The sequence below is a fragment of the Corynebacterium sp. ZY180755 genome, from assembly GCF_054331495.1.
The window spans coordinates 269,184-293,063 of sequence record NZ_CM135811.1 but is presented as its reverse complement, the minus strand read 5'-3'; the positions used below and the strand labels follow the sequence as shown (position 1 = coordinate 293,063).

Sequence of the window (23,880 nt, the reverse complement as noted above, 5' to 3'; positions counted from 1 at the left end):
TGTTAATTCTGGGAAGCAATGTTTACTCATTTTCGCAAAACGATCTCATTGTGATCCAGGTCTCTATATAGTTGTGTGTCATGGGTAAGACATATGTAGGTTCTCGCCTTCGGCAACTCCGAAGGGAACGCGATCTCAGCCAAGCCTCACTAGCTCAGACGCTTGGCCTATCAGCAAGCTACGTAAACCAGATTGAGCACGACGTTCGTCCTTTGACACTGTCCGTTCTCAATAAAATCACTGAGACTTTCGGCGTAGACGCCACCTTCTTCTCTCGTGATGATGATTCTCGCCTGCTAGCGGAAATTCAGGACGTGGTCACAGACCGGGAGATCGTCTCTGATCCCTTCGAACTACATGAACTCAGCGATGTTGTTCAGAACCACCCTGATGTTGCCCGGACCATCGTCGAACTCCACCGCAAGTACCGGAATTTGCGCGATAAGTTGTCCGCCGCAACGGACGTCCGCCTAGCTACCGATCCCGATAATCACAATGGCATTTCCAGCGCGCTAAGCATGCCGCATGATGAAGTGCGCGATTTCTTCTATTCCCGTCAGAACTACATTGATGAGCTTGACCGTAAGGCTGAAACCATCGCGGAAGAGCTTGGCGTCTCAACATTCAATGTGCGAGCAACCGAAGCCGCACTCACGCGCCGCCTGAGCGACTTCCATGATGTCACCATCGCCACCGGCGCTGAGATCGGCAACCGCCTACACCAGTTCGATACCCATAGCCGCACACTCACGCTGTCTTCCAGGCTCATCGCAGGTCAGCGCGCCTTCCGCATGGCTGCTGAGCTTGGCTACCTGGAAGTAGGCGCCCTGATGAACGAGATCGTTGACACCGGCCACTTCCACACCGATGAGGCCCGTACCCTCGCCCTCCGTGGCGTGGCCAGTTACTTCGCTGCTGCAGTGATGCTCCCGTACAGGCTCTTCCATGCTGAGGCCGAAAGGTCCGGCTATGACATCGAGTACCTGTGCTTGATGTTTGGCGTTGGTTACGAGACGCTGTGCCACCGCCTTTCCACCCTGCAGCGCCCAAAGCTGCGCGGCATCCCGTTCACGTTCGTGCGCGTGGATCGCGCTGGCAACATGTCAAAGCGCCAGTCCGCAACTGGCTTTCACTTCGCCACCTCTGGTGGAACCTGTCCGTTGTGGAATGTGTACGATACTTTCACCAATCCCGGCACCATTCAGCGTCAGCTTTCGCAAATGCCCGATGGCCGTAACTACCTGTGGATTGCCCGGACTGTGAGGCACCACCAAGGACGTTTTGGTGAGACCGGCAAGATGTTCGCCATCGGACTCGGCTGCGACGCCCGCCACGCGGAACGCACCGTCTACGCTGACGGCCTCAATTTGGAGGACTTCTCTACCGCCGTCCCCATTGGCCCAGGCTGCCGTGTGTGCACCCGCGAAAACTGTGCGCAGCGCGCGTTCCCCGCGATCAATCAGGAGATCCAGATTGACGCTCACCGCTCCACGGTCGCACCGTACTAGTTGCTTGTCGACGCCACCCCTACCCCGCAGCAGTCACCGCTACCACGGATCTTTTTGGGCCACAGGCCCGGGCCCCAGCCTGAAGGCTGGGGCTTAAGCCGACCGTTTTTTCTTCGACGTAATCATCTCAGACTTCAGCTCCATGAGCTCCGGATCCTCGCGGACCAGTGCTACCAACTGGCAGTCGTGTGGCCCCGAGGCACCCGGCACGCAAAGACTACAAGGTTCTCCGTACCTAATGGGACACTTCGGTTCTGGCTTCATAGCCCCGATCCTACTCCCGTATCCCTATCGTCAAAATGACCTCCCCTAACAGCAGGCCTGAGCATGGACTCTCGTTGTGATGCAAGCACAGGATGGCCATTAGACCACCGGCGTTGGAGACCACTTCGATTTATGTCCCCATTGTTAAAGGAAAAAGGCCTGTCCCAAGATGTGGGGCAGGCCTTGAAGTAAAACTGTGTTTTACAGGTTGATCATGTGACCCATGATGCCTTCGGCAGCTTCCTTCATTGCCTCAGACAGGGTTGGGTGGGTGTGAACGTTGCGTCCGATTTCCTCACAGGTGAGGTCGAAGCGCTGAGCCAAGGTCAGCTCAGGCAGCAGCTCGGAAACGTGAGGACCAACCATGTGAGCGCCAAGAAGCTCGCCGTACTCGGCGTCAGCGACGATCTTGACAAAGCCGGTAGCCTCAGCGAGGCCCTGTGCCTTACCGTTTGCAGAGAATGGGAAGGAAGCGACCTTGATCTCGCGGTCAGCGAACTTCTCCTTAGCCTGCTCCTCGGTGTAGCCGAAGGACGCAACCTGTGGGTTACAGAAGGTTGCACGTGGCATGTTCATGTAGTCACCCAGAAGCTGGGTTTCTTCGCCAGCGATAACCTCAGCAGCAACAACGCCCTGCGCCTCAGCCACGTGAGCGAGCTGCAGCTTAGCGGTAACGTCACCAATTGCGTAGATGTGATCAACGGAGGTGCGCATGTAATCGTCAATCTCGATTGCGCCGCGGTCGGTCAGCTTAACGCCGGTGTTCTCCAGGCCGTAGCCTTCAACGCGTGGTGCAAAACCGATGGAAACCATGACGCGGTCCGCCTTGAGGGTCTCAGACTTGGAGCCATCCTTGGACTCCACATCAACCTCGACGCCGTCACCATTGTCGCGGATAGCGGTGGTCTTGTGGCCGGTCAGGAGCTTCACGCCGAGCTTCTTGTAAGCCTTGGCAATCTCCTTAGAAACGTCCTTGTCCTCGTTTGGCAGGACGCGGTCCATGAACTCAACAATGGTGATGTCTACACCGTAGTTGGAGAGTACGTAAGCGAACTCCATACCAATAGCGCCAGCGCCCACGATGACCATGGACTTTGGAGCCTCGTTGTTGAGGATCTGCTCCTCGTAAGAAACGATGTTTCCGCCGATCTCAACACCTGGAAGGGAACGTACAACAGAGCCCGTAGCAATGATGCAGTTGTCGAAGGTGATGGTCTTACCCTCGTCCTTGCCCTCGGAAATCTCAAGGGTGTTGGCATCCTTGAAAGAGCCCTTGCCATCAATTTCCGTGATCTTGTTCTTCTTCATCAGGTAATGAACGCCACGAACGATGCCCTCAGAAACCTTGCGGGAACGAGCGTGTGCCACACCGAAGTCGAAGGTAGCCTCGCCGGAAATACCGAAGGTCTTTGCTTCGTGGTTGAAGATGTGGGCAACTTCAGCATTCTTCAGAAGAGCCTTTGAAGGAATACAGCCAACATTGAGGCACACGCCGCCCCAGTACTGCTTCTCAACAACTGCAACCTTCTTACCAAGCTGCGCTGCACGGATGGCGGAGACGTAGCCACCAGGGCCAGCTCCGAGTACTACTACGTCATAATGTTCAGTCACGCAATCCACAATACGGAACCGCGGGCTAATTGTCTCCCCCTTCCCCATGTTGCGGGCAAAATGATGCGAAGGCGCACCTTTAACCACCGTGTACCCACAGGTAATAAAAGAAAACGCTCTGCAAACATGCAGAGCGTTCACCTAGTGGGGATAGTCCTTAGAACAGTCCCAAAAGCAAGCCAAGGTTGGCCAATTGAGAGGAACCTACCTGCACATTGGCACCGAGGAAATTGGTGATTAAGAGAATGATCTGATCCATGAACGAGTCCTTTTCACGATTGGTAAGCAATCCCAGAGGTTGTTTGAGGTTGGCCTCTGAGACATGCAGCGTCGCCCATTCACTGAGCTATGAGCGCTTTGAGCCTTACTGTAACAATAATCAGCGTCCTAAAAAAGGGTGTTACACCCCTGCGGCAGCATGCGATCTTGGGCCAGAGGGACTGGCTTTTATTCCTGCAGCTTCCTCACCTACTGGCAAGAACCTGAGCTCACACAGGCGCAATCACTTCTGAGCGCCTAAATCATTCGGCCGGCGCTAAGAATGGTGGCGGGCAACTAGATGTACCCCGTTCCCACGGCTGTCTCTCACACGAGGAGGGGTAAACTGCCTGCCAGCTGTTTATTTTGTCACCGGCGTTAGTTAAAGTTATGAGAAAAGCCTTTTCTCTCGCGTACGCACGATAGTCAAAGAAAGATACCTATGAAGCTCCTTCGCCGCATAGCTGCCCCGATCACGGCCCTGACCTTGGCTCTGTCGGTTGCCGGTCCTGCCACCGCAGCCACCCTCACCCCAGCACAGGTTGCAGGCAACGCCACCCTCTCCACGGTTACCGAGGGGACAACCCCAGGCCTAGATGATGTCAAGTGGCGCGACAAGCTAGACGGTGACCGCGTTGTGGAGATGTACGCTGATTCTCCTGCAATGAATGGCCGCATTGTCCCACTCTTCGTGATCAAGGCTGCGGACGCTAACCGCCCTACCATCTACCTGCTCAATGGTGGCGATGGCGGCGAGGGCAACGCTAACTGGGTCATGCAGACGGATGTTATTGACTTCTACAAGGACAAGAACGTCAACGTTGTCATCCCTATGGCTGGTGCGTTCTCTTACTACACCGACTGGCTATCCCCTGCCAAGAACCTGGGCGGCGTACAGAAGTGGGAAACCTTCCTAACCAAGGAGCTTCCAACCAACCTGGAGAAGAAGCTCAAGGCATCCAACAAGCGCGCGATCGCGGGTCTGTCCATGTCCGCCACCTCCGCACTGCTGCTGGCTGAGCACAATCCTGGCTTCTACGACGCAACTGGTTCTTTCTCCGGCTGTGCGGCTACCTCCACCCCAGTTGAGTACGGATACTTGAACCTTACCCTGCAGCGTGGTGGCGCTACCGCCGCTCAGATGTGGGGCCCTCAGGGCAGCGCAACCAACCGCTGGAACGATGCACTGCTCAACGCTGAGAAGCTGCGCGGCACTGAAGTGTACGTCTCTAATGGCTCTGGCTTGGCTGGATACTGGGACCTTCCTTCCAGCCCTCGCTTCAAGGGCGCACCTCCGGCAGCTGTTGCCGCTGGTGTTGCAGTTGTCACCGTTGAGGGTGGCGCAATTGAGGCAGCCACCAACGTGTGTACTCACAACCTGAAGGCCAAGCTGAAGAAGCTGAATATTCCAGCTGATTTCAACATGCGCCACACCGGTACTCACTCGTGGGGCTGGTGGCAGGATGATTTGCGTGAATCCTGGAAGACCTTCAACCGTGCATTTAATTCCTAATAGCTAGAAACCTTCACTGGGCGCCAGCATCCAAAGCTGGGGCCCAGTTTTTTGTTCCGCTGGTGGCGCATCGCCGGTACAGTTGGGTGAATGAGCAACCATGATTTTCTGTTGGAGATTGAAGACCCTCGAGCGCTTGATTGGGCTGCCGATCTCTCTGAAGCAACCACCGAGTTTGTTGATGAGGACATCCGCCAACGGTTGCTTGCGGCCTTCGATACCGATGAGAAAATCCCGTACGTGACCAGGCGTGGTGAGTTCCTCTATAACTTCTGGAAGGATGCTGATCACCCGCGTGGTGTGTGGCGCAGGATCAGCTTGGATGGCTACCGCAAGGTCACTACTGGCGCGGCTGACTCTTCTGCGTGGGAAGTCCTGATCGATGTTGACGAGCTCGCCCACAACGATGCCATGAATTGGGTGTGGAAGGGCGCGAGCGTTCGCCAGCACGCAGGTGATCGTGCGTTGGTGAAACTGTCTCGAGGCGGCGCTGACTCGGTGGTGATCCGCGAGTTCGATCTGGAATCCAAGTGCTTTGTCAGTTGCGATCCTTTTGTCATTCCCGAGGCCAAAACCCAGGTGAGCTGGGTGGATAGGGATTCCATTTTGGTCTGCACCGACTTTGGAGACGGCACGCTCACGGTTTCTGGCTACCCAGGAAGCTCTCGGCTATGGCGGCGCGGAGAGCCCTTGGAACAGGCGCAGGAATTCCTCGCGGGCAAGACCACAGATTTAGTGGTGTCCGCCTGGGCAGATACCACCCAAGGTTTCGAGCGCAAATTCGCGCGTCGCGCTTTGGACTTCTACACCGCCCGTACATTTGTTGAGACCGACCAGGGACTGCAGGTTCTTGAGGTTCCAGAAGACGCCACGGTGTTGATTCACCGCGAGTGGATGTTCGTGATGCCGCGTTCGGAGTGGTCGGGCATTGCGTTGGGTGGATTGGGCGCAATTGAATTCGATCGCTTCTTGGCTGGCGAGCGCGACTTCCGCGTGGTGTTTGAACCATCACCGGGCACCAGCTTGCAGGACTTGAGTTTTACCAAGGATCACGTGTTGCTCACCTTGCTGGACAACGTGGCAAGTCGAATTGAGCGGGTCCGCCTTGATGATCTCTTTGGCCCTCACGAGTTGGTTGAGCTTCCTGAGCTCGTCACGGCCAGCGTGGTTGCTGCTGACGATGACAGCGATGAGGCGTGGATTTCCGCGAGCTCGTTCACTCAGCCGTCCACCCTGTACCGTTACGCTGACGGCAAGCTGGAAAAGTTCGCACACACCGCCGCACAATTTAATGCCGAGGGCCTGGAAACGCGCCAGCATTGGGCCACGTCCGCCGACGGCACCAAGGTTCCATATTTCATCACCGGAGCCTTTGACGGTGCGCGCCCAACTCTGGTGACCGCTTATGGTGGCTTTGAGCACGCGTTGGTGCCGTACTACCCCGTCGCGCGAGGTAGCTGGCTGGAAAAGGGCAGATACTTTGTACAGGCCAACCTGCGCGGTGGTAGTGAATTTGGGCCGCAATGGCACGAGCAGATCCTCAAGACCAACCGCTACAAGATCTATGAGGACCACCAAGCCGTGCTACGGGATCTGGTGGAGCGCGGTTACGCTACGCCGCCCGAGATCATCGTTCGCGGTGGCTCCAATGGCGGTTTGCTCACCTCCGTCGCGCTGACCTCCTACCCGGAGCTGATTGGTGCAGCCGTGGTGCAGGTGCCGCTGGTGGACATGATGCGTTACCACCTGTGGTCAGCAGGTGCCTCGTGGATGGCCGAATACGGCGACCCCGAGGTGCCCAAGGAGCGCGAAGCGCTGCTTGGATACTCCCCGTTGCACAACGTCGCCGCTCGACCAGGTCACGACGCTGACGGGGATCTTGTGAACGTCGATAAGCAGCCAGCTACGTACCCACCGGCGCTGGTGACTACCTCCACCCGGGATGACCGCGTGCACCCAGCCCACGCCCGCCTTCTCACGCTGGCTCTGCAACAGGCCGGGCAACCGGTGGACTACTACGAAAACCCCGAGGGCGGCCACGCAGGCGCAGCTGACAATAAGCAGGTGGCCTTCATGGAGGCGCTCGTGGAGGGGTGGATTGAGGCCAAAGTACTCGGCGAGAGCAAAAACAACTAACATTTGTTCATTGATGAGAAGTTCACGCCTACGCAAAACACCAATTCCTGGTCTCCGCGACGACTACACGGGGATTGACTTCAACCTTGGATACCACGTCCGGCACTACGATCTGGTGCTGGACTACAAGCTTGGCCCCAACCACCTGAAGGCCACTGCGACACTCAAGGTAGACAATTACCAGCCACTATCAGCGCTGGTACTAGACCTGTCTGATTCTTTGTCAGTAGGTAGCGTCACGCTGGAGACTGTGGGCGCGATGGACGTAGACGTCAAGCGCTTCAAGCATGCTCGCGCAAAGCTGCGCATTACCTTCACCGACGAAATCCCCGTGGACTCTGAGTTCACGCTGGTGATTAACTACGGAGGCAACCCGCGCCCAGTACGCACCACGTGGGGCATGCTGGGTTGGGAAGAGCTCACCAACGGTTCCCTGGTAGCAAGCCAGCCCAACGGTGCGCGAAGCTGGTATCCGTGCGATGACACCCCAGATGAAAAGGCCACCTACCGCATGAGCGTGACCACGGACAGCAACTACACCGTGGTAGCCAACGGCACTCTCGACTCCGTCGAGCGAAAAGGGGCTCGAAAGACGTGGGTTTACCACATTGATCAGCCAATGGCCTCCTACCTCTCCACGGTGCAGATTGGTGACTACACCAGGGTTGACATCACTGATTCCGCCTGCAGTGTCCCCATCGTGGCCTACGTTCCGCCGGCAATCATGGCGGGTTTCAAGGAAGACTTCTCGGGTCAGGCAGAGATGCTCGATCTCTACGTTGAGAAGTTTGGTCCCTACCCGTTTGAGCAATACACGGTGGTAGTCACCGAAGATGAGTTGGAAATACCTTTAGAGGCGCAAGGGGTATCCATCTTCGGCGCCAACCACGCCAAAGGTGATCACGGCTGGGAGCGTTTGATTGCGCACGAGCTGTCTCACCAGTGGTTCGGTAATTCCCTTGGCCTGGCCCAGTGGGATGACATTTGGCTCAATGAGGGCTTTGCCTGCTACGCCGAGTGGCTCTGGTGTGAACACTCCACCGGCAAGCCTGCCGCGGAGTCCGCCAAGGAACACTATGACGGATTGGCGGCCAAGCCACAGGACATTCTTCTGTCCAACCCAGGCCCTCGTGACATGTTCGATGACCGCGTGTACAAACGGGGCGCTTTGACAGTTCACGCCCTGCGCGTGCTCTTGGGTGACGACGCATTCTTCCGCATGGTGCAGCGCTACGTTTCAGGGGGCCAGCACTCAGTGGTGGAACCGCTGGACCTGAAACAGCAGGCGATTAAGGCCTGCGAAGAAGCGGGCATCGAACAAGATCAGCTCCATGCGCTGTGGAATGCGTGGCTCAATGAGCTCCCACTGCCGCCCTTCCCCGAACCGCACACGCACATGGCTTAACCCATGAGATTCATGACCTTGGCCACGGTGGTCGCGGGGATCTCCGGTTTTGTGGTCATCATCGTGGCCGCCCGCGCATTTGGCAGCAACACCGCACTGGCAGAAGAATTCACCGCTTTCTGGGGATTCTTCTTTGCCTGCACCGGTATTCTCACCGGTCTGACGCAGGAAACAACCCGCGCTGTGGCAACCGGCGAATCACTCCAGCGCACCGCTAAGACCCCAGGGTCACACCGCGCCACGCCACTGAAACTCGCCGGGGGCATGGCCGTGATCTCTAGTCTCGCGGTTCTTGCAACGTCACCCTTGTGGCTGACCACGATCCTCAGCAGCCACCGCGATAGTGGCCTGTGGCTTCTCGCCCTCGGTGTAGGCTCCTTTGCCATCCAAGCCTGCATTGCTGGCATCATGTCTGGCACTGGGCTCTGGCGCCAGTACGCTGGCATGATCACGCTCGACACCGCATCTCGCATGGTGGTAGCCATCATTGCGTGGTTCGCTGGCTGGCAGCTGCTCGCCTTTCTTGTCATTACGGTGATGGGCGCAATCAGTTGGCTGGTACTCGTTTCCTGCTCCGCTGAGCTTAGGGCCGCGTTGTTCTCGCGCGCGGATGTGGGCACGCCTCAGTTCCTGCGGCGGGCAGGAACCGCCATGGCGGCCTCAGGTGCTACCGCGGTGCTCATCACGGGCTTCCCCACGATTGTCAGGTTCACGCATCCAGAATCCGAGGGCACCACGGCCACAGCTGCAGCCATCATTTACGCAGTTGTTCTTACCCGCGCACCACTACTGGTGCCACTACAGCAACTGCACTCCGCGCTGATCGTGCGCTTTGTGGAAACCCGCCACATCTCCGCTCTTGCCACGCCACTAGGCCTGGTGTGGGCTGTAGGCATAACGGGAGCCGTTGCGGCGTGGGCCATCGGGCCTTGGGCGATGGTCACCATCTTAGGCCCCTCATATGACGTACCCGGTTACCTGCTGGCGCTGCTGAGCATTGGTGCTGCGTGCACTGCATCCCTCATGGTCACCAGTGCCGCGACTGTGGCTGTCGATCGTCATGGCGTGTACTTGGCAGGGTGGGTTGTAGCCACCGTAGTGGCAATCATGGTTTTGGCACTCTCCCCCACCTTGGCCCAAGGGGCGTGGCTAGCGCTTATCTCTGGCCCACTGCTGGGTTTGAGCGTCCACGGGTACGGCTTAAAGGCCGCGTTGAATCAGTAGGAGTCGCCGGAAGCTCGACCTGTGGCAGGACGACCTTGAGTCACAGGTGCGGGATCCGGCGCTTGGTTCACGCGGGGATGTGCACTCCCCTTTTGGCATTAAAAGCGTGAACGCTTTCGTGCCGTATAGTTGGTTTTTATGAAGCTGCTTGTTACTGGTGGTGCCGGTTTTATTGGCGCCAATTTTGTTCGCCGTGTGAAGGCTACTCGTCCTGATTGGCACGTGACGGTAGTGGACAAGCTGACGTATGCGGGCAATGAGGCCAACCTCAAGGGCGTGGATTGCGATCTGGTGGTGGGCGATATCGCTGATGCCGAGCTGATGGACACGCTGGTAGCAGGCGTGGATACCGTGGTCCATTTCGCAGCAGAAAGCCATAACGATAATTCGCTGGCGGACCCGTTTCCGTTTGTTCATACCAACATCATTGGTACCTACACCCTGCTGCAGGCGGTGCGCGCCCACGGCAAGCGGCTGCATCACGTATCCACTGATGAAGTGTTTGGTGATTTGGAATTAGATGATCCGAATCGGTTTACTGAGCAGACTCCGTATAATCCCTCGTCACCATATTCGGCCACGAAGGCCAGCAGCGATCACTTGGTTCGGGCGTGGATCAGGAGCTTTGGTATCCAGGCCACGATCAGCAACTGCTCCAATAATTACGGCCCCTTTCAGCACATTGAGAAGTTTATTCCGCGCCAAATCACAAACATTTTGTCTGGCCTAAGCCCCAAGTTGTATGGCACCGGTGAGCAGGTGCGTGATTGGATCCATGTGGATGACCATAATGACGCGATCATCCTGATCCTAGAAAAGGGCCAGTTGGGAGAGACCTACATTATTGGCGCGGACAATGATCACGTGAATAACAAGCAGGTCATCGAGTTAATCTGTGAGCTCATGGGGGTTGATTCCTATGAGCATGTTAGTGATCGCCCAGGCCATGACATGCGCTACGCGATGGATTCCTCCAAGTTGCGCCGCCAGTTAGGGTGGGCGCCAAAGTTTACGGACACCGATACGGGTATGCGTGATGGGCTGGAGGAAACTATTGCGTGGTACCGAGACAATGAGCCATGGTGGCGTCCACTGAAGGATCAGGTTGAGGCTAAGTACGCGGAGAATGGGCAGTAGTGATGGAGTTTTCTAAGCAGCTTGCGTTAAGCCCTACTCCTATCGAGGGCTTGGTGGTCATTGATCTCACCGTGCACGGTGATCACCGTGGGTGGTTTAAGGAGAACTGGCAGAAGGAAAAAATGCTAGCTGCCGGGCTGGAGGATTTTGGCCCTGTTCAAAACAATATTTCCTTCAATGCCCAGGCAGGGGTGACGCGTGGTTTGCACGCGGAACCGTGGGATAAGTTCATCTCCGTTGCGAGCGGCAGTGTGTTTGGCGCGTGGTGCGATCTGCGTGAGGGGTCTCCTACGTTTAGAAAGACTTTTTCCACCACGATAGATCCGTCCGTAGCGGTATTTGTGCCACGTGGCGTGGCCAATGGTTTCCAGGCGCTGGAACCGTGCGCCTATTCCTATTTGGTTAATGACCATTGGTCCCCGGATGCGCAGTATTCCTTTGTCAACCTTGCCGATCCCTCCTTGCAGATTGCCTGGCCCATCGCGCTGGATAAGGCAATTGTGAGTGAGAAAGATCTCCAGCATCCTATGCTTACCGACGCCACCCCGGTGCCACGCAGGAAGGTGCTCATCACCGGCGCGAGCGGCCAGTTGGGCACCGCACTGCGTGCGGTGTTTCCTGATGCTGAGTGTGCCACTCGCGAGGATCTGGATATCACCGCTGGTTACCAGCGGTTAAAGCAGGCCCGCCCATGGGGCGAGTACTCGATGATTATTAACGCTGCTGCGTATACCGCCGTTGATCAAGCAGAGACTGATGCGGCTGCGGCGTGGGCGACAAACGCTACCGCCGTGGGGGACCTGGCCCGTATTGCTACTGAGCATCGGTTAACGTTGGTGCACGTCTCCACAGACTACGTCTTTGATGGGACAAACGCCGTTCACCCCGAGGATGAGCCCGTGAGCCCTCACAGCGTGTATGGCCAGTCCAAGGCCGCCGGTGAGGTCGCGGCCGCTACCACCCCAAAGCATTATGTGGTGCGCACGTCATGGGTAGTGGGCGCCGGAAAGAATTTCGTGCGCACCATGTATGACTTGGCCGCCAAGGGCGTGAGCCCAAGCGTAGTGGATGACCAGTTTGGCAGGCTCACATTTGCCGACGATCTAGCCCAAGCGATTCATCACCTTGTCACCGAACACGCACCGTTTGGAACCTACAACGTGAGCAATGATGGTCAGGTGGTGAGCTGGTACGACGTGGCTACGGAAATATTTAAGTTTGCGGGTAAGGCTGATCAGGTGCGCGCTACTAGTACCGCTGAGTATTTTGCCGGCAAGGATGACGTGGCCACGCGCCCTGAGCACTCGGCATTTGATTTGTCCAAGATTCAGGACGCGGGTTTTTACCCGCAGGATTGGCGTAGTCGCCTGAATGATTACCTGCGCTCGCTTGATGCACGAGGGGAAAGCTAAATGAAGGGCATTATTCTTGCGGGTGGTTCTGGCACACGGCTGCATCCCATTACATTGGGTATTTCCAAGCAGCTAATGCCCATCTATGACAAGCCGATGGTGTACTACCCGCTGACCACTCTGATCCAGGCTGGCATCCGTGAAATCCTGATCATCACCACGCCCGAGGATCAGGCGGGCTTTAAGCGCCTATTGGGCGATGGCTCCCAGTGGGGGCTCGAGTTGTCCTATGAGGTGCAGCCGAGCCCTGATGGACTAGCCCAGGCCTTCATCATCGGTGAGGAGTTCATTGGTGATGATGATGTGGCCTTGGTGTTGGGCGACAACATCTTTGACGGCTTCGCACTTGGCCAGTCACTCAAGGACTGCCGGACCCCGCAGGGTGGCACCGTGTTCGCGTATGCGGTAGCTGACCCGCAGCGCTACGGCGTAGTGGAATTTGATGAGGACAACAGGGCTGTTTCCATTGAGGAGAAGCCTAAGAATCCAAAATCCAACTTTGCTGTGGTGGGACTCTACTTCTACGACAATGATGTGGTGGAGATAGCCAAGAGCATCCAACCTTCCGAACGCGGTGAGCTGGAGATCACCAGCATCAACGATGCGTACCTCAAGCGCGGGAAACTTCGAGTACACCGACTCGCCCGCGGTGACGTGTGGCTTGATACCGGCACCGTTGATTCCATGAGTGAAGCAGCAGCCTATGTTGAGGTACTGCAAAAACGTACCGGTATCGTCATCGGATCCCCAGAAGTAGCCGCGTGGCAAGAAGGCTTCATCACAGACGACCAGCTGGCTGATCTAGGCGAGATGTTCGCCAAGTCCGGTTACGGGCGCCACCTTATAGCCGCCCTCAACTCAGTGAATAGGTAGGCCTTTTCATATATCCATCCCCGTGACGCTGCGGACTGCCCTGGCCCCACACTAGGATCAGTGCGGCTTTTCCTTCCGCGCCAGGGCAACAGTGCCATGCCGTTGAGTCCGCATCCGAGCGTCCCAGCCCCACGGTAAGGCACTGGTTTCCCGGATAATTGTGCTTCCTGAGTACCCCCTAGGGACGCGCAAGGCACACGTGCGTCAAAAATTTTCATATTTTGCCCACAAAATTACTGATACAGTGAAAACCCGTGGCAAAGGTGACTAGTGTATTCACAATACGGTTGTGCGCACCGCCAACATCCGCGCATTGCCGTGGAGATACTCATCACCGTTGGTCGCCTCCACGGGCCTGAGAACGCCAACCAGCCCCCACCTCAACGGCAGAGTTTTTGCTGTGCGCATGTTGATTTTTACTTATAAGGAGTTCCACTACAGTGCAGATCACCAACAAGCTTGCCCGGATGGCCACCACCGCCCGCGCCTTAGGGCAGCTGGTTCCTTCCATGGCAAGAGCGGGCCTCCTCAGCGCCGAGGGCAGCACAAAGGCCCTCCTCAGCACTGTTCCTGTGGTAGTGCGGTACCGCTTCACCACCGCTCGAGAAATTGAGCAGGCCGCAAATGCTGTGCCTGACCGCACCGCGCTTATTGACGACGATGGCGAGCTCACCTTCGCGCAGCTGCGCGATCACGCTCAGGCGGTGGCCAAGTGGCTCTTGTCCCTCGAGCTCGATGAGATTCACTTGGGCATCATGGCCCGCAACGGCCGCGGCATCATCACCCCACTTGCCGCCAAGGGCTTCGCCGGTGCTCACACCTACTTACTCAACATTGGCTCTGCTCCAGAGCAGCTCAAGAGCATTATTGAGCGCGACGGGATCAACGTCCTTGTCATTGATGAGGAATTTGTCCACCGCCTCCCATCAGCCGAGGAATTGGGAGACATCCCAGTAGTGATCGCCCACCGCGAGGAAACACCTGATCCCCGAGCAGCGGGGCTGAACACCCTCGAGGGGATTGTTACTGAGTTTGGCCCCAAGACCACCAAGGGTAAGGACATCAAGCTCCCTATCTTCCCAAAGCACGGTTACGTGGTCTTGATGAGTTCGGGCACCACCGGCACCCCCAAGGGCGTTGTCCGCTCTGAGCCTACCGTTCCCACGGTGATTGCCTCCATGCTCGAACACGTTCCATTGCGTTCCGGCATGCGCATCTTCCTAACTGCGTCCATCTTCCACACGTGGGGTTGGGGTTGCCTGAACATTGCCTACGGCGCGCGTTGCACCGTGATCACACGTCGAGTTTTCAATGCGCAGCAGCAGTTGGAGGACATTTCAAAGCACAAAGTGGAAGGACTCATCTCCTCCCCTATCTTCCTGAAAGAGAAAGTCCACCTGCCGGGCGACACCTCCAGCTTGAAGTTCATCTTCTCCTCCGGCCATGCGCTCAGCCCTTGGCTCGTGAAGGAAACGCACAAGCGCTTTGGCAAGATCCTGTGCAACATGTACGGCTCCACGGAAATTTCCGGCGTGGCTGTGGCCTCGATGGACGACATTGCCAAGAACCCAACCATCGCCGGCAACATCCTTGCAGGTACCGACGTCGTGGTGCTTGGTGACAACGATGAGCCAGCAAAGCCGTATGAAACCGGCCGTATTTTCTGCGCAAATTCCACCACGTTGAAGAACTACACGGATCCAGACATCCCTGTAAATATGTACAAACACATGGTCCAGATTGGTGACCGCGGCTACTTTGATAACGAGGGCAAGCTGTACGTCCTAGGCCGCGCCGATGACATGATCATCGTTGGCGGCGAAAACGTCTACCCACGCTCCGTTGAAGACGTGTTGGAGGAAATGCCAGGGATTGCGGATCTCTACGCTGGCGGTGTTGATGACGATGAGATGTTCGCTCGCATTGCCGTATGGATTGTCCGCGAAGACTCCGAGGCCGGCCATGCCCTCACCGCGGATTCAATCCAAGAATGGGTCCGCGTCAAGCTTGCCCACCACTCCGTGCCACGCGACGTCCACTTCGTGGATAAGCTTCCGCGCAACACCACGGGCAAGGTTGTTCGCAACCTTCTCACCCAAAAATAAACCTCACGATTAAACACTGCTCCCCACTAGTTGCATCCAAGAATCGGATACCAACCAGTGGGGAGCAATTCAGTAACGGGAGTGTCTGCCTCTGACGGCGTTACAACCGCTTAGTGGTAAAGGCCGTGACCACCAGCGTGAGCAGAGCAACCACAACTCCGAATCCCAGCATCTGTGGGTACGTAAATACGTCACTTAGGGTGGTTAATACTGCCGGGAATATCATGCCCACGTAGGTCAAGCAGTAGAAAATACCGGACAAACCAGCCATGTCTTCATCCGTTGCAATGGCTTGCGATTCAGCCAAACCTACGTATGCGACCATGCCGTAGGCAAGACCCAAGAACACCGCGCACACTAGTGTGAAAGGAATGGATGGGTTCATCACGTTGATGGTGGCCAAGGCCATGCCTACCACTGCAGCAAGCAGCGCCAGCAGTGGACCACGGCTCATTGACGTACCCACGATCGTTGGCGCGAATTGCTGAATGATAAAACCAGCGCCCAAAGTCAGGAGGGCAATCAGTGCCGTGAGCGCAATGGGGACCTCTGAAAGATGGCTAACCTGCGAAGGCAGAATTGCGTAGGAAACGAAGGCAGTACCAAACGCCCACGGCGCCATAGGCACCACCACAGCTAGGAAGCGCGGGTGTTTTACCGATGGGACGGCCATGTCCTTCCAGAAGCCGCCCTTCTCATTCATGTGCTCAGAGAACCTTGTCTCTGGTAGTGGAAGAAGCAGGAATGTTACGACCACGGACAGAGCTATGTGCAAGAAGAACGGCAGCGAGCCTGGAAGCGGCAGCCACTGCGCCATCATGCCAGCCACCGCCGCGCCTAGGCCAAAGCCACCGGTCAGACTCATTGCCGCGCGCTTGGCACCGGAGGTTGTCTTGGCCGACGGATCAAACTGTTGTGTTGACAGTTCCTTAATCCACGCACCACCGGCGGTCATGGCAATGCCCACTGCCATACCCGCGCCAAGACGGCCCATGGTCATAAAGAAGTGGTTGTGCTCTCCGATAGCAATGAGTAGTGAGGAAACCGCCGCAAAGGCTGGTGTGGGCAGCATAACTTTCTTACGCCCGTACCGGTCCGAGAGCGGACCCGCCACCAGCAGGCCCATCGCAATGCCGATTGCGTAAGAGACCAACATGAGGTCAATAAATAACTCGCTAAAGAAGCCTTCGCTTCGATAGAAAACGAGTAGTGGGGTGTATTGGTTACCACCCCACGCAATAGAAAAGACAGCGAGGGAAATTCCCAACCACGCCTTGGCTTTACTCGTTGAGTTTGATGTGTTCTGCGCCGATTTCATTCCGCCACTGTATCGCAGATCACATTACAAAGAAACCACTGGTCAGGCTATACAGGAAAGTTAATACCTAAATACCCCCTCATGGGTGTGTATACAATTTTCCTTAACACAGCTGACTTAGCAAGCTGCCACAGACGAAATAGGCGCCTATCCAATCAAGCTCTTCGCGCTGCTCATGTTGGACACTCCCGCATCCATAACATGTCTGACGGGGAGGAAACTTCGAGACCATCAAAGCGCTCGTAGTCCACATATCCAGCGTCATAGTCTCGCCCCTCGACAGTGGTAGCAGCCATTGAAAAGCCCGGCAACAATAAGGGAATGTGCATCGCCCTCCATCACCTCAAACACCGTCAGCGGTTCATTGAGCACGAAAACTGCATACTCGTCGGCTGGATTGCCACTCTCATGTGACATGTAGCCACCATGTTCAGCCATCAACTCGTGCGCGGTACGCACATCCTCAGCACCCGTTACACACACCTCGTCCGAAGGAGGTGCTACCGGCACGGCACCATTGACAGGATCACCATCCATATTGGACCACGCCACAACTTGATGATCAGCCGGCGGAACTTCCACATGGAATTGTTCTCCACCGTCTAGTTCTAAAAGCCGCTGCAGTTCACTCCCCGCAAAGGCTAAGTCGCAGCCGGCCCGCTGGTGAGGGGTAGCAATGAAATAACGCTCCAAAGCAAGAGGGATCAGCGCCGGAGGTCCCTTCTGTCTTATCCAGCTAGGTCCTTTACATGGGCCATACAAATCTCCTAGTTACCATCGAGTTCGAGCAACTCGCGCCCCTTGGAAGACAATGCGAACACCAAAGGCTTTCTACTGAGCTCTTTGAGGTAACCTGCATCCACTAGCGAAGCTAATTCCCTCCGAGCGGTCTGCTTGGATTTATCTAAAAATTCCGCTACGTTCTCGAGCTTTACTCCAGACCGTGGACCAAACAGGGCCACCTGCCCAAGGAGCAGAAATATCCCCAGTTGATACTCGTTGAACTGAGCATCCTCTTTACTTGAAAGTGCTTCGATTCGCCCCATAAGCTGCTGAAGGCTTTTCCACTTTTCAAGAAGTGATTCTTCAAGTCGTTCTTGGGCACTGGCCAAGATGGCTAGCAAGTCAGTAACAAAAAAGGTTGCTTCTCCTTTGTTCATTGGGTCTTCGAGTTGCTTGAATGCCTTGTAGTACTTGTCCTTCTGCCGCATCACCTCTGCCGACAATGAGATTGCCGTTGGTGCCGAAAGCAAGGTTCTGAGGCGAAGGGCTAGCAGGAACCGCCCAAATCTACCGTTGCCGTCATAGAACGGGTGAGTATGTTCCAGCATGAAGTGACCCACGAATGCGCCAATGAGCCCAAGATCAGCAGAGTCACCATGCGCCTCCAGCATTGCACTCAGTCGCGCCTTAATCTCAGACTCTTCCACTACACCTGAGTGGATTGGCTCTTTATTTCCATCCCAAATGTGAACTGGCCCTGCTCTAAATAGATCGCCATCGAGCTGATCCTTGCTACTAATTTCTTCTCCCAGCAAGCGATCATAGAGATTGCGAACGCCCCTCAGAGTCCGTGGAAACTCCTCGCCTACTTCCTCCTTATTTCCAAAAAGGATCGAGTAAGTACGAGCCATTTCCTGAAAACGCCGTCTCCCTTTCGCAGCCTTCTTCTTTGGCACCTGCTGGGCGGACTCAAGCGCCTCCGCAATTTCCTGTCTCGTTGAATAAATGTTTTCGATCTCGTTACTACATTGAATCTCATCAACCAGCAGCGTGAAGAGATAGTGGCTCTGCACTTCTCCTGGCATCTGCCCCCAGAGCTGTTCGATCGCTAATTCACGCCGCCAAATGCGTTCCAGCAGAACTTGAACGCCTATATGAGTGACAACAAAAAGCGAGTAATTGTCGACTTGATAAGGAAAATGAATCGTTGCCGGATTTAATAAGCGCTGTTCATGCTCTGTTTCAGCAACTGACTTAGCATCAGTTTTTGCTTGGTGAAAAACTACCTTTAGTGTTTTGTAATCTGACAAAGCTTCTACCCCCTCATCAAATAGACCCACCAACTTGAAAAGCTATTTTATAAGAATGGCCAATTTTATGAAATAGAAAACAGTTTGCGGTCGTGTATTTTACACCCTATTTATCGAAGTAAAGGACCCTGGGTTTTGTCCCTAGTCATTTGCCCTAATTTCCTTCCAGATTTTCCAAATGCAATACGATTTTCTAACTCAACCGCAATTCGAAGGTCGATATGATGAAGCCTTGGACGAAGCGATCAAGTACGCGCTGAAAGAGGGTTTCATCACCAAATCACCTTCCCCACGTGTTAACCCACACCAACTCACCTAGGAGACCCCAGCATGGAATTTTCCACCCACCCACCTAAACCACTCGAGTTCGGAAAAAGCATCGACGACCTCGCGTCCCGAATTTCCAACCCCTTCCGACGCGATCTTATTTCCATGGAAACCTTGAGAGGAACAGCTTATTTCAATGGCGACGCACGACAGGTGAAAATAATCTTTAAAGAGGGTCTCTCAACCGAATGCGAGATTTTGGTACTGGAACCAGGCGACACGTTCCTGGGTATTCCGGTACCCATGCGTGCCACCAAATTCCAAAATGAGTTGAAAAAACGCGATATCCCCACGAAGAAAGAGTCAGGTGTCATCACGATTACTGACACCGGAGTGTCGTTCTACGTTTTCGAAGGAGAAATCGCCACCATCGGTTGGACCGCAACCGATTCGCAGACCGAAAACCCAGACTCCACCCAGAATTGTCTTGAAAATGATCAGTCTGCAAGCCCACAGCCCAAAACAACGCCGGCAAGTGAATCAACGAACTTCACCGTTGACCTACCCCTGCCCTTCAAACTCGGCGGCACGGTCGAGGAAAACATCGCCCTTCTCGACGACTACTTCTTCAACAAGAAGGGATCCGGTACCGACCTCGAGGGCTTTCTGGTCATCGACGATGACGGTGTGGAGGAAGAGGTGTGGAAGATCGTCTCGATCATCGAAGACGACAAATGCGTCACCGCCCGAGTGGACTTCAACAACGAAAACGTCACCTTCCTCGGTGTTCCCATCGGCCCGGACAACAGCCTACCGGTCGAAGAAACAGCGCAGGCACTCGAAGCAAAAGGCTTAAAAGTCATCACCCAGGAGTATGGACTCGTCCTTCCAGACCATTACATCACGATCGAGCCCGGTGATTTCATCTGCTACTGGGACCAGACCTACTGGTCTCAGGAAGAATTTCTCGCAGAAACCGTCGAACCGGAAGATTAGGCAAGAGGCTCTCCACACAGCCTGCCCCACAGGGAAGCAACAATGAATCTTTCCGAGTTCTTTTCTGAACCCGCTGAACCGGTCGACAATGCCCGCCTCACCGCAATCGAGGATGCCATCGACCGGGCACTACCCGAAACTAGAGCACCGTAAAGAAATCGAGGCCCAAGTACTCAAGCTCATTCAGGACATTCCTCAAACCGAGATTCTTTTGCCCATGCCCGGTGTCGGCCCGCATAGCGCCGCACAAATCCACACAACTGCTGGCGATATGTCCGACTTCCCGGATGCAGCGCGCCTAGCGCCCTATGCTGGTCTGTCGCCACAGACGAATCAGGCAGGAACGTCCATCATGTCCAACTCGCCCAACTAGGCAGGCAACAAAAAATAAAGAACGCACCTGTGCCAGTCGTCTTTTGCATCGATCAGATTCCACGAGCGTTCCCAGCGGTTCTATGAACGAAAACGCACAGAAGGCAAAAGACACAACGCCGCAATCGTTGCACTCGCACGCCGACGCCTTAACGTTCTCTTCGCCATGATGCGCAACGGCGAACTCTACCGAGAAATCTCCACAGGCCAGGAAACCGCAGCAGCCTAGAATCCACACAACCTCACCTCAAACCGATTGCGCTAAAAGCCCAGTCGGCACCTCAGCAAGCCCGAAAACAACAACACCAAAGCAAAAGCCCTTCACACCCCCAACAATCTCACCCACGGAGTTGACAACCAATAAAGGCCCCCCAGAAAACCAACCACCAGAATTCAACAAATTGCACTGAAACCTTCAAGCCCCAGCGCCATTTACAGAATCAAAACTTTTGGAGAAATTATTAAGCATTACTGCTCCACTCCAGTCAGCTATCCTGTAACCTACATCACACAGCCTGTAATCTGCATCACATCTCAGGTTGAGGTCCGTTTCCATATCCCACAGACCGCTTTAACAAGGCAACGCAAGCACGAGAGCTAGAAGGAAAACGAACATGATTAATAAACAGGTTTCGACTATCGAGGAAGCCATTGAAGGAATTACTCCTGGAGCGAGCCTTGCCATTGGCGGTTTTGGTGTTTGTGGCAATCCGCTAACACTCATTTCCGCTATTGCCGAGCGCAACATTGACAACCTGACTGTCTACTCCAATAATCCTGGCACCCAAGTCACCGGAGAGTCCTTAGGCCTAGCACAGTTCAGTGAGAAGCATTTGATGCGCAAGTTCGGTGGCTCTTACGTTGGCTTCAACGTTGAGTTTGAGCGCCAATACCTTAACGGCGAGATTGAAATTGAGCTCATTCCACAGGGCACCTTGGCAGAACGCATGCGCGCGGGTGGCGCGGGAATCCCAGGCTTCTACACCGCAACGGGCGCAGACACACCTGTTGCGGATGGCGGCCTTCCTGAGAAGTTCAATCCTGATGGGTCTATCGCGCAGGCCTCACAGCCTAAGGAAGTCAGGAGCTTCAACTTCAAGGGCCATGATCGCAATTATGTTTTTGAGGAGGCGATCACCACCGATTTCTCACTCATCCGCGCCAAGAAGGGCGACAAAGCGGGAAACCTGTGCTTTAACCTGAGCGCCCAAAACTTTAATCTGGAAGCCGCCATGTGTGGCAATATTACGATCGCCGAGGTAGAGGAGCTGGTGGAGGTCGGTGAACTAGATCCGAACGAAATCCATGTTCCAGGCATTTTCGTCGATCGCGTGCTGGAACTGACCCCTGAGCAGGCGAAGGATAAGCCGATCGAAGTTGTCAGGTTAAGGGACAACGTCGATCACTCCAAGGAAAAGGGCCCAGCACTTCTCCAGGAAGATGGTAAAGGCTGGAACCGAATTGGCATCGGCGTTCGTGCTGGGCAAGAGCTCAAAGACGGTGAGTACGTCAATCTTGGTATTGGAATCCCAACTGAGGCAGCTAGCCACGTCCCCGAGGGCGTGAGCGTTGTCCTCCACGGTGAGAACGGAATTCTCAATGTTGGCCCTTACCCCACGCAGGATCAGGTCGACCCTGATTTGATCAACCCCGGCAAAGTAACAACCACCCTAAAACCAGGCGGATCCGCGTTCTCGTCATCCACCAGCTTTGCCATGATCAGAGGCGGGCATGTCAACACGGCTATATTGGGCGCATTCCAAATTTCCGAGAAGGGCGACATCGCCAACTGGGGTATCCCAGGCAAGAAGATGAACGGCATGGGCGGTGCTATGGACCTGGTTAAGGGTGCCCAAAGGGTCGTTGCTGTTCTTGAACACGTGGATAAGAACGGCACTCCCCGCCTGCTCAAGGAGTGCACGTATCCACTCACTGCAGCCGGAGTCATTAGCCGAATCATCACCAGCTACGGCGTCTTTGACGTTGAAGATGACGGACTGAAACTCATTGAGCTTGCACCAGGGGTATCCGTTGATGACATCGAAGCGACCACTGAAGCAAAGTACTCGGTTGCCGAGGACCTTATTCAGCATGACTAGTAACCCATAAGTTAGACCCACAGTGTAAAAACTGTGGGTCTAGTGGCGTGCTTCTTCCAAGGACGATCCGTCATCTCAGCGGGAAGGCCACAGACGCCAAGGCTTCCCGCGCCCACACCTGCTGCCTCGATGTGGTTAGCTCGCTTTCCAGCTCCACTGACCGCCTACGCTCCGCATCCACATCCGCCTGCAGCCTCTCCTGCTCAGTCATCTTGGAACGGTTATCTCATCAAGTTACTTCTGCAACTCATCACGCTCACGCGCCAGATCCGCCAACACAGCGCGCTTACTACCACGGTCATCAGTGTCAGAGTCATCAACTGAATCATCAGATCCTGACTCTGAGTCATGGGCTGCGGACTGGGCACCAGCCTCAAGGGATTGAGCTGCAGTAGTAGGTTCCGAAACGTCCTCCGCGCTAGTTCCACCCGGCGTGTCATCCGACATGATCATGCGCACCCACGGTGCGTAATTGTTGTCATGCATGTGTTTTCCTCTTGAAAAATGGGCATGAAAAAACCACCAACACGGTTTCGTGTGGTGGCGTGTTTCTCTACGTTATGACTTCGCCTGTACTGCCTTACGCGCATTTGGTGCGATGTAGACCCGTTCTTCCGGATCTGAAGGTATAGGTGTTCGCAGACAGTTGTACGGTAGCTTTTTGAACGACGCAAAAATTGTTTCCGTCAGCTCTTCACTTCTCTCATCAACCCCGACCCACGTCTCATACTCATCTACATCGAGTTTAAGGTCATATCCGATTTCAATGTATTCAGTCTGAGAGACGGTTGGGACAAAAGATGGGACGTTGACGTCAGTATTCTCAATAATTCGGGCATCTTTCAAAGCCTGCATCGCTACATCCAGAGGCGCATCGGTCATGATGTAACTACTGTCACTCATTGGTTATCCACACCTCCGTTTCTCCATCAAGAACTATCACTCGCTGGATTTCACTATAGCGAGCTAAGCCCGCTTGGAATAGATAGCAATGCCTTTGTCAGAGTTCTGTACGGTGGCAGTCAATGATTATTTGAGAGCTCTGTTTCCTAGCTCCCCGAAGACTCGCGTTGACAGTGTTTGCTATTCCACCCAACGGTGCTTTGACTTCAGTGTCTACCCCATCTAGTAGGATGTCCGGTCGGTTCACATGTGGCTCATTACTTCTGTTAATCACGTGAACGTAGTATCCGTTCCTAGCAAGCTGAATGAAACTGACCCATTCATGGAGTGCGTTCTTGGCTCCATCACCTGATGTAAGTCTCGATCTCCAGTTTCCATCCCCTTCATCAACCAGCTTGAATACTTCAGGTGGAATCACCGGTGGTTTACCGCCGCCTTTTCCACTC

General features: G+C 55.0%; 21 protein-coding genes and 1 pseudogene. 12 read left to right on the top strand and 10 right to left on the bottom strand.

From position 1 onward, the window contains the following. The first annotated feature begins 80 nt into the window (after positions 1-80). Entirely contained in the window at positions 81-1,508 is a 1,428-nt protein-coding gene (gene ramB, locus ACXM2N_RS01360; protein WP_458489283.1) for an acetate metabolism transcriptional regulator RamB, read from the top strand. Positions 1,509-1,601: 93 nt separating this feature from the next. Here ramB and ACXM2N_RS01355 read toward each other — a convergent pair whose 3' ends face one another. Further along, positions 1,602-1,772 (bottom strand): DUF6767 domain-containing protein, encoded by a 171-nt coding sequence (locus ACXM2N_RS01355; RefSeq protein ID WP_458489281.1) that lies wholly within the window; start codon positions 1,770-1,772, stop codon positions 1,602-1,604. A gap of 201 nt (positions 1,773-1,973) precedes the next feature. Further along, entirely contained in the window at positions 1,974-3,383 is a 1,410-nt protein-coding gene (gene lpdA, locus ACXM2N_RS01350) for a dihydrolipoyl dehydrogenase (protein ID WP_458489279.1), read from the bottom strand. Between the two features lie 700 nt (positions 3,384-4,083). Here lpdA and ACXM2N_RS01345 point away from each other — a divergent pair. The 7 genes from ACXM2N_RS01345 (at position 4,084) to rfbA (ending at position 13,341) form a co-directional block, all read left to right on the top strand. Then, positions 4,084-5,154, top strand: coding sequence for an alpha/beta hydrolase (locus tag ACXM2N_RS01345; RefSeq protein ID WP_458489277.1), 1,071 nt, complete (start codon positions 4,084-4,086; stop codon positions 5,152-5,154). Between the two features lie 90 nt (positions 5,155-5,244). Continuing rightward, a complete protein-coding gene (locus tag ACXM2N_RS01340) occupies positions 5,245-7,290 on the top strand; it encodes a prolyl oligopeptidase family serine peptidase (RefSeq protein WP_458489275.1) in 2,046 nt (681 codons plus the stop codon). A 13-nt stretch (positions 7,291-7,303) separates the two neighbouring features. After that, entirely contained in the window at positions 7,304-8,695 is a 1,392-nt protein-coding gene (locus tag ACXM2N_RS01335; RefSeq protein ID WP_458490945.1) for a M1 family metallopeptidase, read from the top strand. Between the two features lie 3 nt (positions 8,696-8,698). Further along, positions 8,699-9,919 (top strand): hypothetical protein, encoded by a 1,221-nt coding sequence (locus ACXM2N_RS01330; protein ID WP_458489273.1) that lies wholly within the window; start codon positions 8,699-8,701, stop codon positions 9,917-9,919. Positions 9,920-10,057: 138 nt separating this feature from the next. After that, the gene (rfbB, locus tag ACXM2N_RS01325; protein ID WP_458489271.1) at positions 10,058-11,056 is read left to right on the top strand and encodes a dTDP-glucose 4,6-dehydratase; all 999 of its coding nucleotides are present in this window, start codon (positions 10,058-10,060) and stop codon (positions 11,054-11,056) included. A gap of 2 nt (positions 11,057-11,058) precedes the next feature. After that, positions 11,059-12,468 carry a dTDP-4-dehydrorhamnose reductase gene (gene rfbD, locus ACXM2N_RS01320; protein ID WP_458490943.1) on the top strand — a complete coding sequence of 470 codons (1,410 nt, stop codon included), beginning with the start codon at positions 11,059-11,061 and terminating at the stop codon, positions 12,466-12,468. Next, on the top strand, positions 12,469-13,341 hold the full coding sequence (gene rfbA, locus ACXM2N_RS01315) for a glucose-1-phosphate thymidylyltransferase RfbA (RefSeq protein WP_458489269.1): 873 nt from the start codon (positions 12,469-12,471) through the stop codon (positions 13,339-13,341). Positions 13,342-13,617: 276 nt separating this feature from the next. Here the strand turns inward: rfbA and ACXM2N_RS01310 are convergent, their stop codons facing one another. After that, positions 13,618-13,749 carry a hypothetical protein gene (locus tag ACXM2N_RS01310; protein ID WP_458489267.1) on the bottom strand — a complete coding sequence of 44 codons (132 nt, stop codon included), beginning with the start codon at positions 13,747-13,749 and terminating at the stop codon, positions 13,618-13,620. Between the two features lie 59 nt (positions 13,750-13,808). Here ACXM2N_RS01310 and ACXM2N_RS01305 point away from each other — a divergent pair, with 59 nt between their 5' ends. Beyond that, positions 13,809-15,446: an AMP-binding protein gene (locus ACXM2N_RS01305; protein ID WP_458490941.1), complete on the top strand. Its 1,638-nt coding sequence runs from the start codon at positions 13,809-13,811 to the stop codon at positions 15,444-15,446. A gap of 100 nt (positions 15,447-15,546) precedes the next feature. Here ACXM2N_RS01305 and ACXM2N_RS01300 read toward each other — a convergent pair whose 3' ends face one another. From ACXM2N_RS01300 to ACXM2N_RS01290, 3 genes are all read right to left on the bottom strand, one after another. Continuing rightward, entirely contained in the window at positions 15,547-16,764 is a 1,218-nt protein-coding gene (locus ACXM2N_RS01300; RefSeq protein ID WP_458489265.1) for an MFS transporter, read from the bottom strand. Between the two features lie 261 nt (positions 16,765-17,025). Next, entirely contained in the window at positions 17,026-17,346 is a 321-nt protein-coding gene (locus ACXM2N_RS01295; RefSeq protein ID WP_458489263.1) for a hypothetical protein, read from the bottom strand. Between the two features lie 185 nt (positions 17,347-17,531). Beyond that, positions 17,532-18,797, bottom strand: coding sequence for a Fic family protein (locus ACXM2N_RS01290; protein WP_458489261.1), 1,266 nt, complete (start codon positions 18,795-18,797; stop codon positions 17,532-17,534). Positions 18,798-19,127: 330 nt separating this feature from the next. On the opposite strand from ACXM2N_RS01290, the gene ACXM2N_RS01285 reads away from it, so the two are divergent. The 3 genes and pseudogenes from ACXM2N_RS01285 (at position 19,128) to ACXM2N_RS01275 (ending at position 22,531) form a co-directional block, all read left to right on the top strand. Beyond that, a complete protein-coding gene (locus tag ACXM2N_RS01285) occupies positions 19,128-20,060 on the top strand; it encodes a hypothetical protein (RefSeq protein ID WP_458489259.1) in 933 nt (310 codons plus the stop codon). 136 nt (positions 20,061-20,196) lie between these two features. Further along, a pseudogene (locus ACXM2N_RS01280) lies at positions 20,197-20,661 on the top strand (transposase); the annotation flags it as partial. A 385-nt stretch (positions 20,662-21,046) separates the two neighbouring features. After that, positions 21,047-22,531, top strand: coding sequence for a 3-oxoacid CoA-transferase (locus ACXM2N_RS01275; protein WP_458489257.1), 1,485 nt, complete (start codon positions 21,047-21,049; stop codon positions 22,529-22,531). A 70-nt stretch (positions 22,532-22,601) separates the two neighbouring features. On the opposite strand, the gene ACXM2N_RS01270 is transcribed toward ACXM2N_RS01275, so the two are convergent. From ACXM2N_RS01270 to ACXM2N_RS01255, 4 genes are all read right to left on the bottom strand, one after another. Next, positions 22,602-22,742 carry a hypothetical protein gene (locus ACXM2N_RS01270; protein WP_458489255.1) on the bottom strand — a complete coding sequence of 47 codons (141 nt, stop codon included), beginning with the start codon at positions 22,740-22,742 and terminating at the stop codon, positions 22,602-22,604. A gap of 23 nt (positions 22,743-22,765) precedes the next feature. Further along, on the bottom strand, positions 22,766-23,017 hold the full coding sequence (locus ACXM2N_RS01265; RefSeq protein WP_458489253.1) for a hypothetical protein: 252 nt from the start codon (positions 23,015-23,017) through the stop codon (positions 22,766-22,768). A gap of 72 nt (positions 23,018-23,089) precedes the next feature. After that, positions 23,090-23,434, bottom strand: coding sequence for a hypothetical protein (locus ACXM2N_RS01260; RefSeq protein WP_458489251.1), 345 nt, complete (start codon positions 23,432-23,434; stop codon positions 23,090-23,092). Between the two features lie 97 nt (positions 23,435-23,531). After that, positions 23,532-23,681, bottom strand: coding sequence for a CdiA C-terminal domain-containing protein (locus ACXM2N_RS01255; protein ID WP_458490939.1), 150 nt, complete (start codon positions 23,679-23,681; stop codon positions 23,532-23,534). Positions 23,682-23,880: the final 199 nt, after the last annotated feature.

What these genes read in the sequence shown, in the direction of transcription:
- ramB (WP_458489283.1), top strand. Translation starts at nt 81, where the DNA reads ATGGGTAAGACATATGTAGGTTCTCGCCTTCGGCAACTCCGAAGGGAA.
- ACXM2N_RS01355 (WP_458489281.1), bottom strand. Translation starts at nt 1,772, where the DNA reads ATGAAGCCAGAACCGAAGTGTCCCATTAGGTACGGAGAACCTTGTAGT.
- ACXM2N_RS01345 (WP_458489277.1), top strand. Translation starts at nt 4,084, where the DNA reads ATGAAGCTCCTTCGCCGCATAGCTGCCCCGATCACGGCCCTGACCTTG.
- ACXM2N_RS01340 (WP_458489275.1), top strand. Translation starts at nt 5,245, where the DNA reads ATGAGCAACCATGATTTTCTGTTGGAGATTGAAGACCCTCGAGCGCTT.
- ACXM2N_RS01335 (WP_458490945.1), top strand. Translation starts at nt 7,304, where the DNA reads ATGAGAAGTTCACGCCTACGCAAAACACCAATTCCTGGTCTCCGCGAC.
- ACXM2N_RS01330 (WP_458489273.1), top strand. Translation starts at nt 8,699, where the DNA reads ATGAGATTCATGACCTTGGCCACGGTGGTCGCGGGGATCTCCGGTTTT.
- rfbB (WP_458489271.1), top strand. Translation starts at nt 10,058, where the DNA reads ATGAAGCTGCTTGTTACTGGTGGTGCCGGTTTTATTGGCGCCAATTTT.
- rfbD (WP_458490943.1), top strand. Translation starts at nt 11,059, where the DNA reads ATGGAGTTTTCTAAGCAGCTTGCGTTAAGCCCTACTCCTATCGAGGGC.
- rfbA (WP_458489269.1), top strand. Translation starts at nt 12,469, where the DNA reads ATGAAGGGCATTATTCTTGCGGGTGGTTCTGGCACACGGCTGCATCCC.
- ACXM2N_RS01310 (WP_458489267.1), bottom strand. Translation starts at nt 13,749, where the DNA reads ATGCGCACAGCAAAAACTCTGCCGTTGAGGTGGGGGCTGGTTGGCGTT.
- ACXM2N_RS01305 (WP_458490941.1), top strand. Translation starts at nt 13,809, where the DNA reads ATGGCCACCACCGCCCGCGCCTTAGGGCAGCTGGTTCCTTCCATGGCA.
- ACXM2N_RS01300 (WP_458489265.1), bottom strand. Translation starts at nt 16,764, where the DNA reads ATGAAATCGGCGCAGAACACATCAAACTCAACGAGTAAAGCCAAGGCG.
- ACXM2N_RS01285 (WP_458489259.1), top strand. Translation starts at nt 19,128, where the DNA reads ATGGAATTTTCCACCCACCCACCTAAACCACTCGAGTTCGGAAAAAGC.
- ACXM2N_RS01275 (WP_458489257.1), top strand. Translation starts at nt 21,047, where the DNA reads ATGATTAATAAACAGGTTTCGACTATCGAGGAAGCCATTGAAGGAATT.
- ACXM2N_RS01270 (WP_458489255.1), bottom strand. Translation starts at nt 22,742, where the DNA reads ATGACTGAGCAGGAGAGGCTGCAGGCGGATGTGGATGCGGAGCGTAGG.
- ACXM2N_RS01265 (WP_458489253.1), bottom strand. Translation starts at nt 23,017, where the DNA reads ATGCATGACAACAATTACGCACCGTGGGTGCGCATGATCATGTCGGAT.
- ACXM2N_RS01260 (WP_458489251.1), bottom strand. Translation starts at nt 23,434, where the DNA reads ATGAGTGACAGTAGTTACATCATGACCGATGCGCCTCTGGATGTAGCG.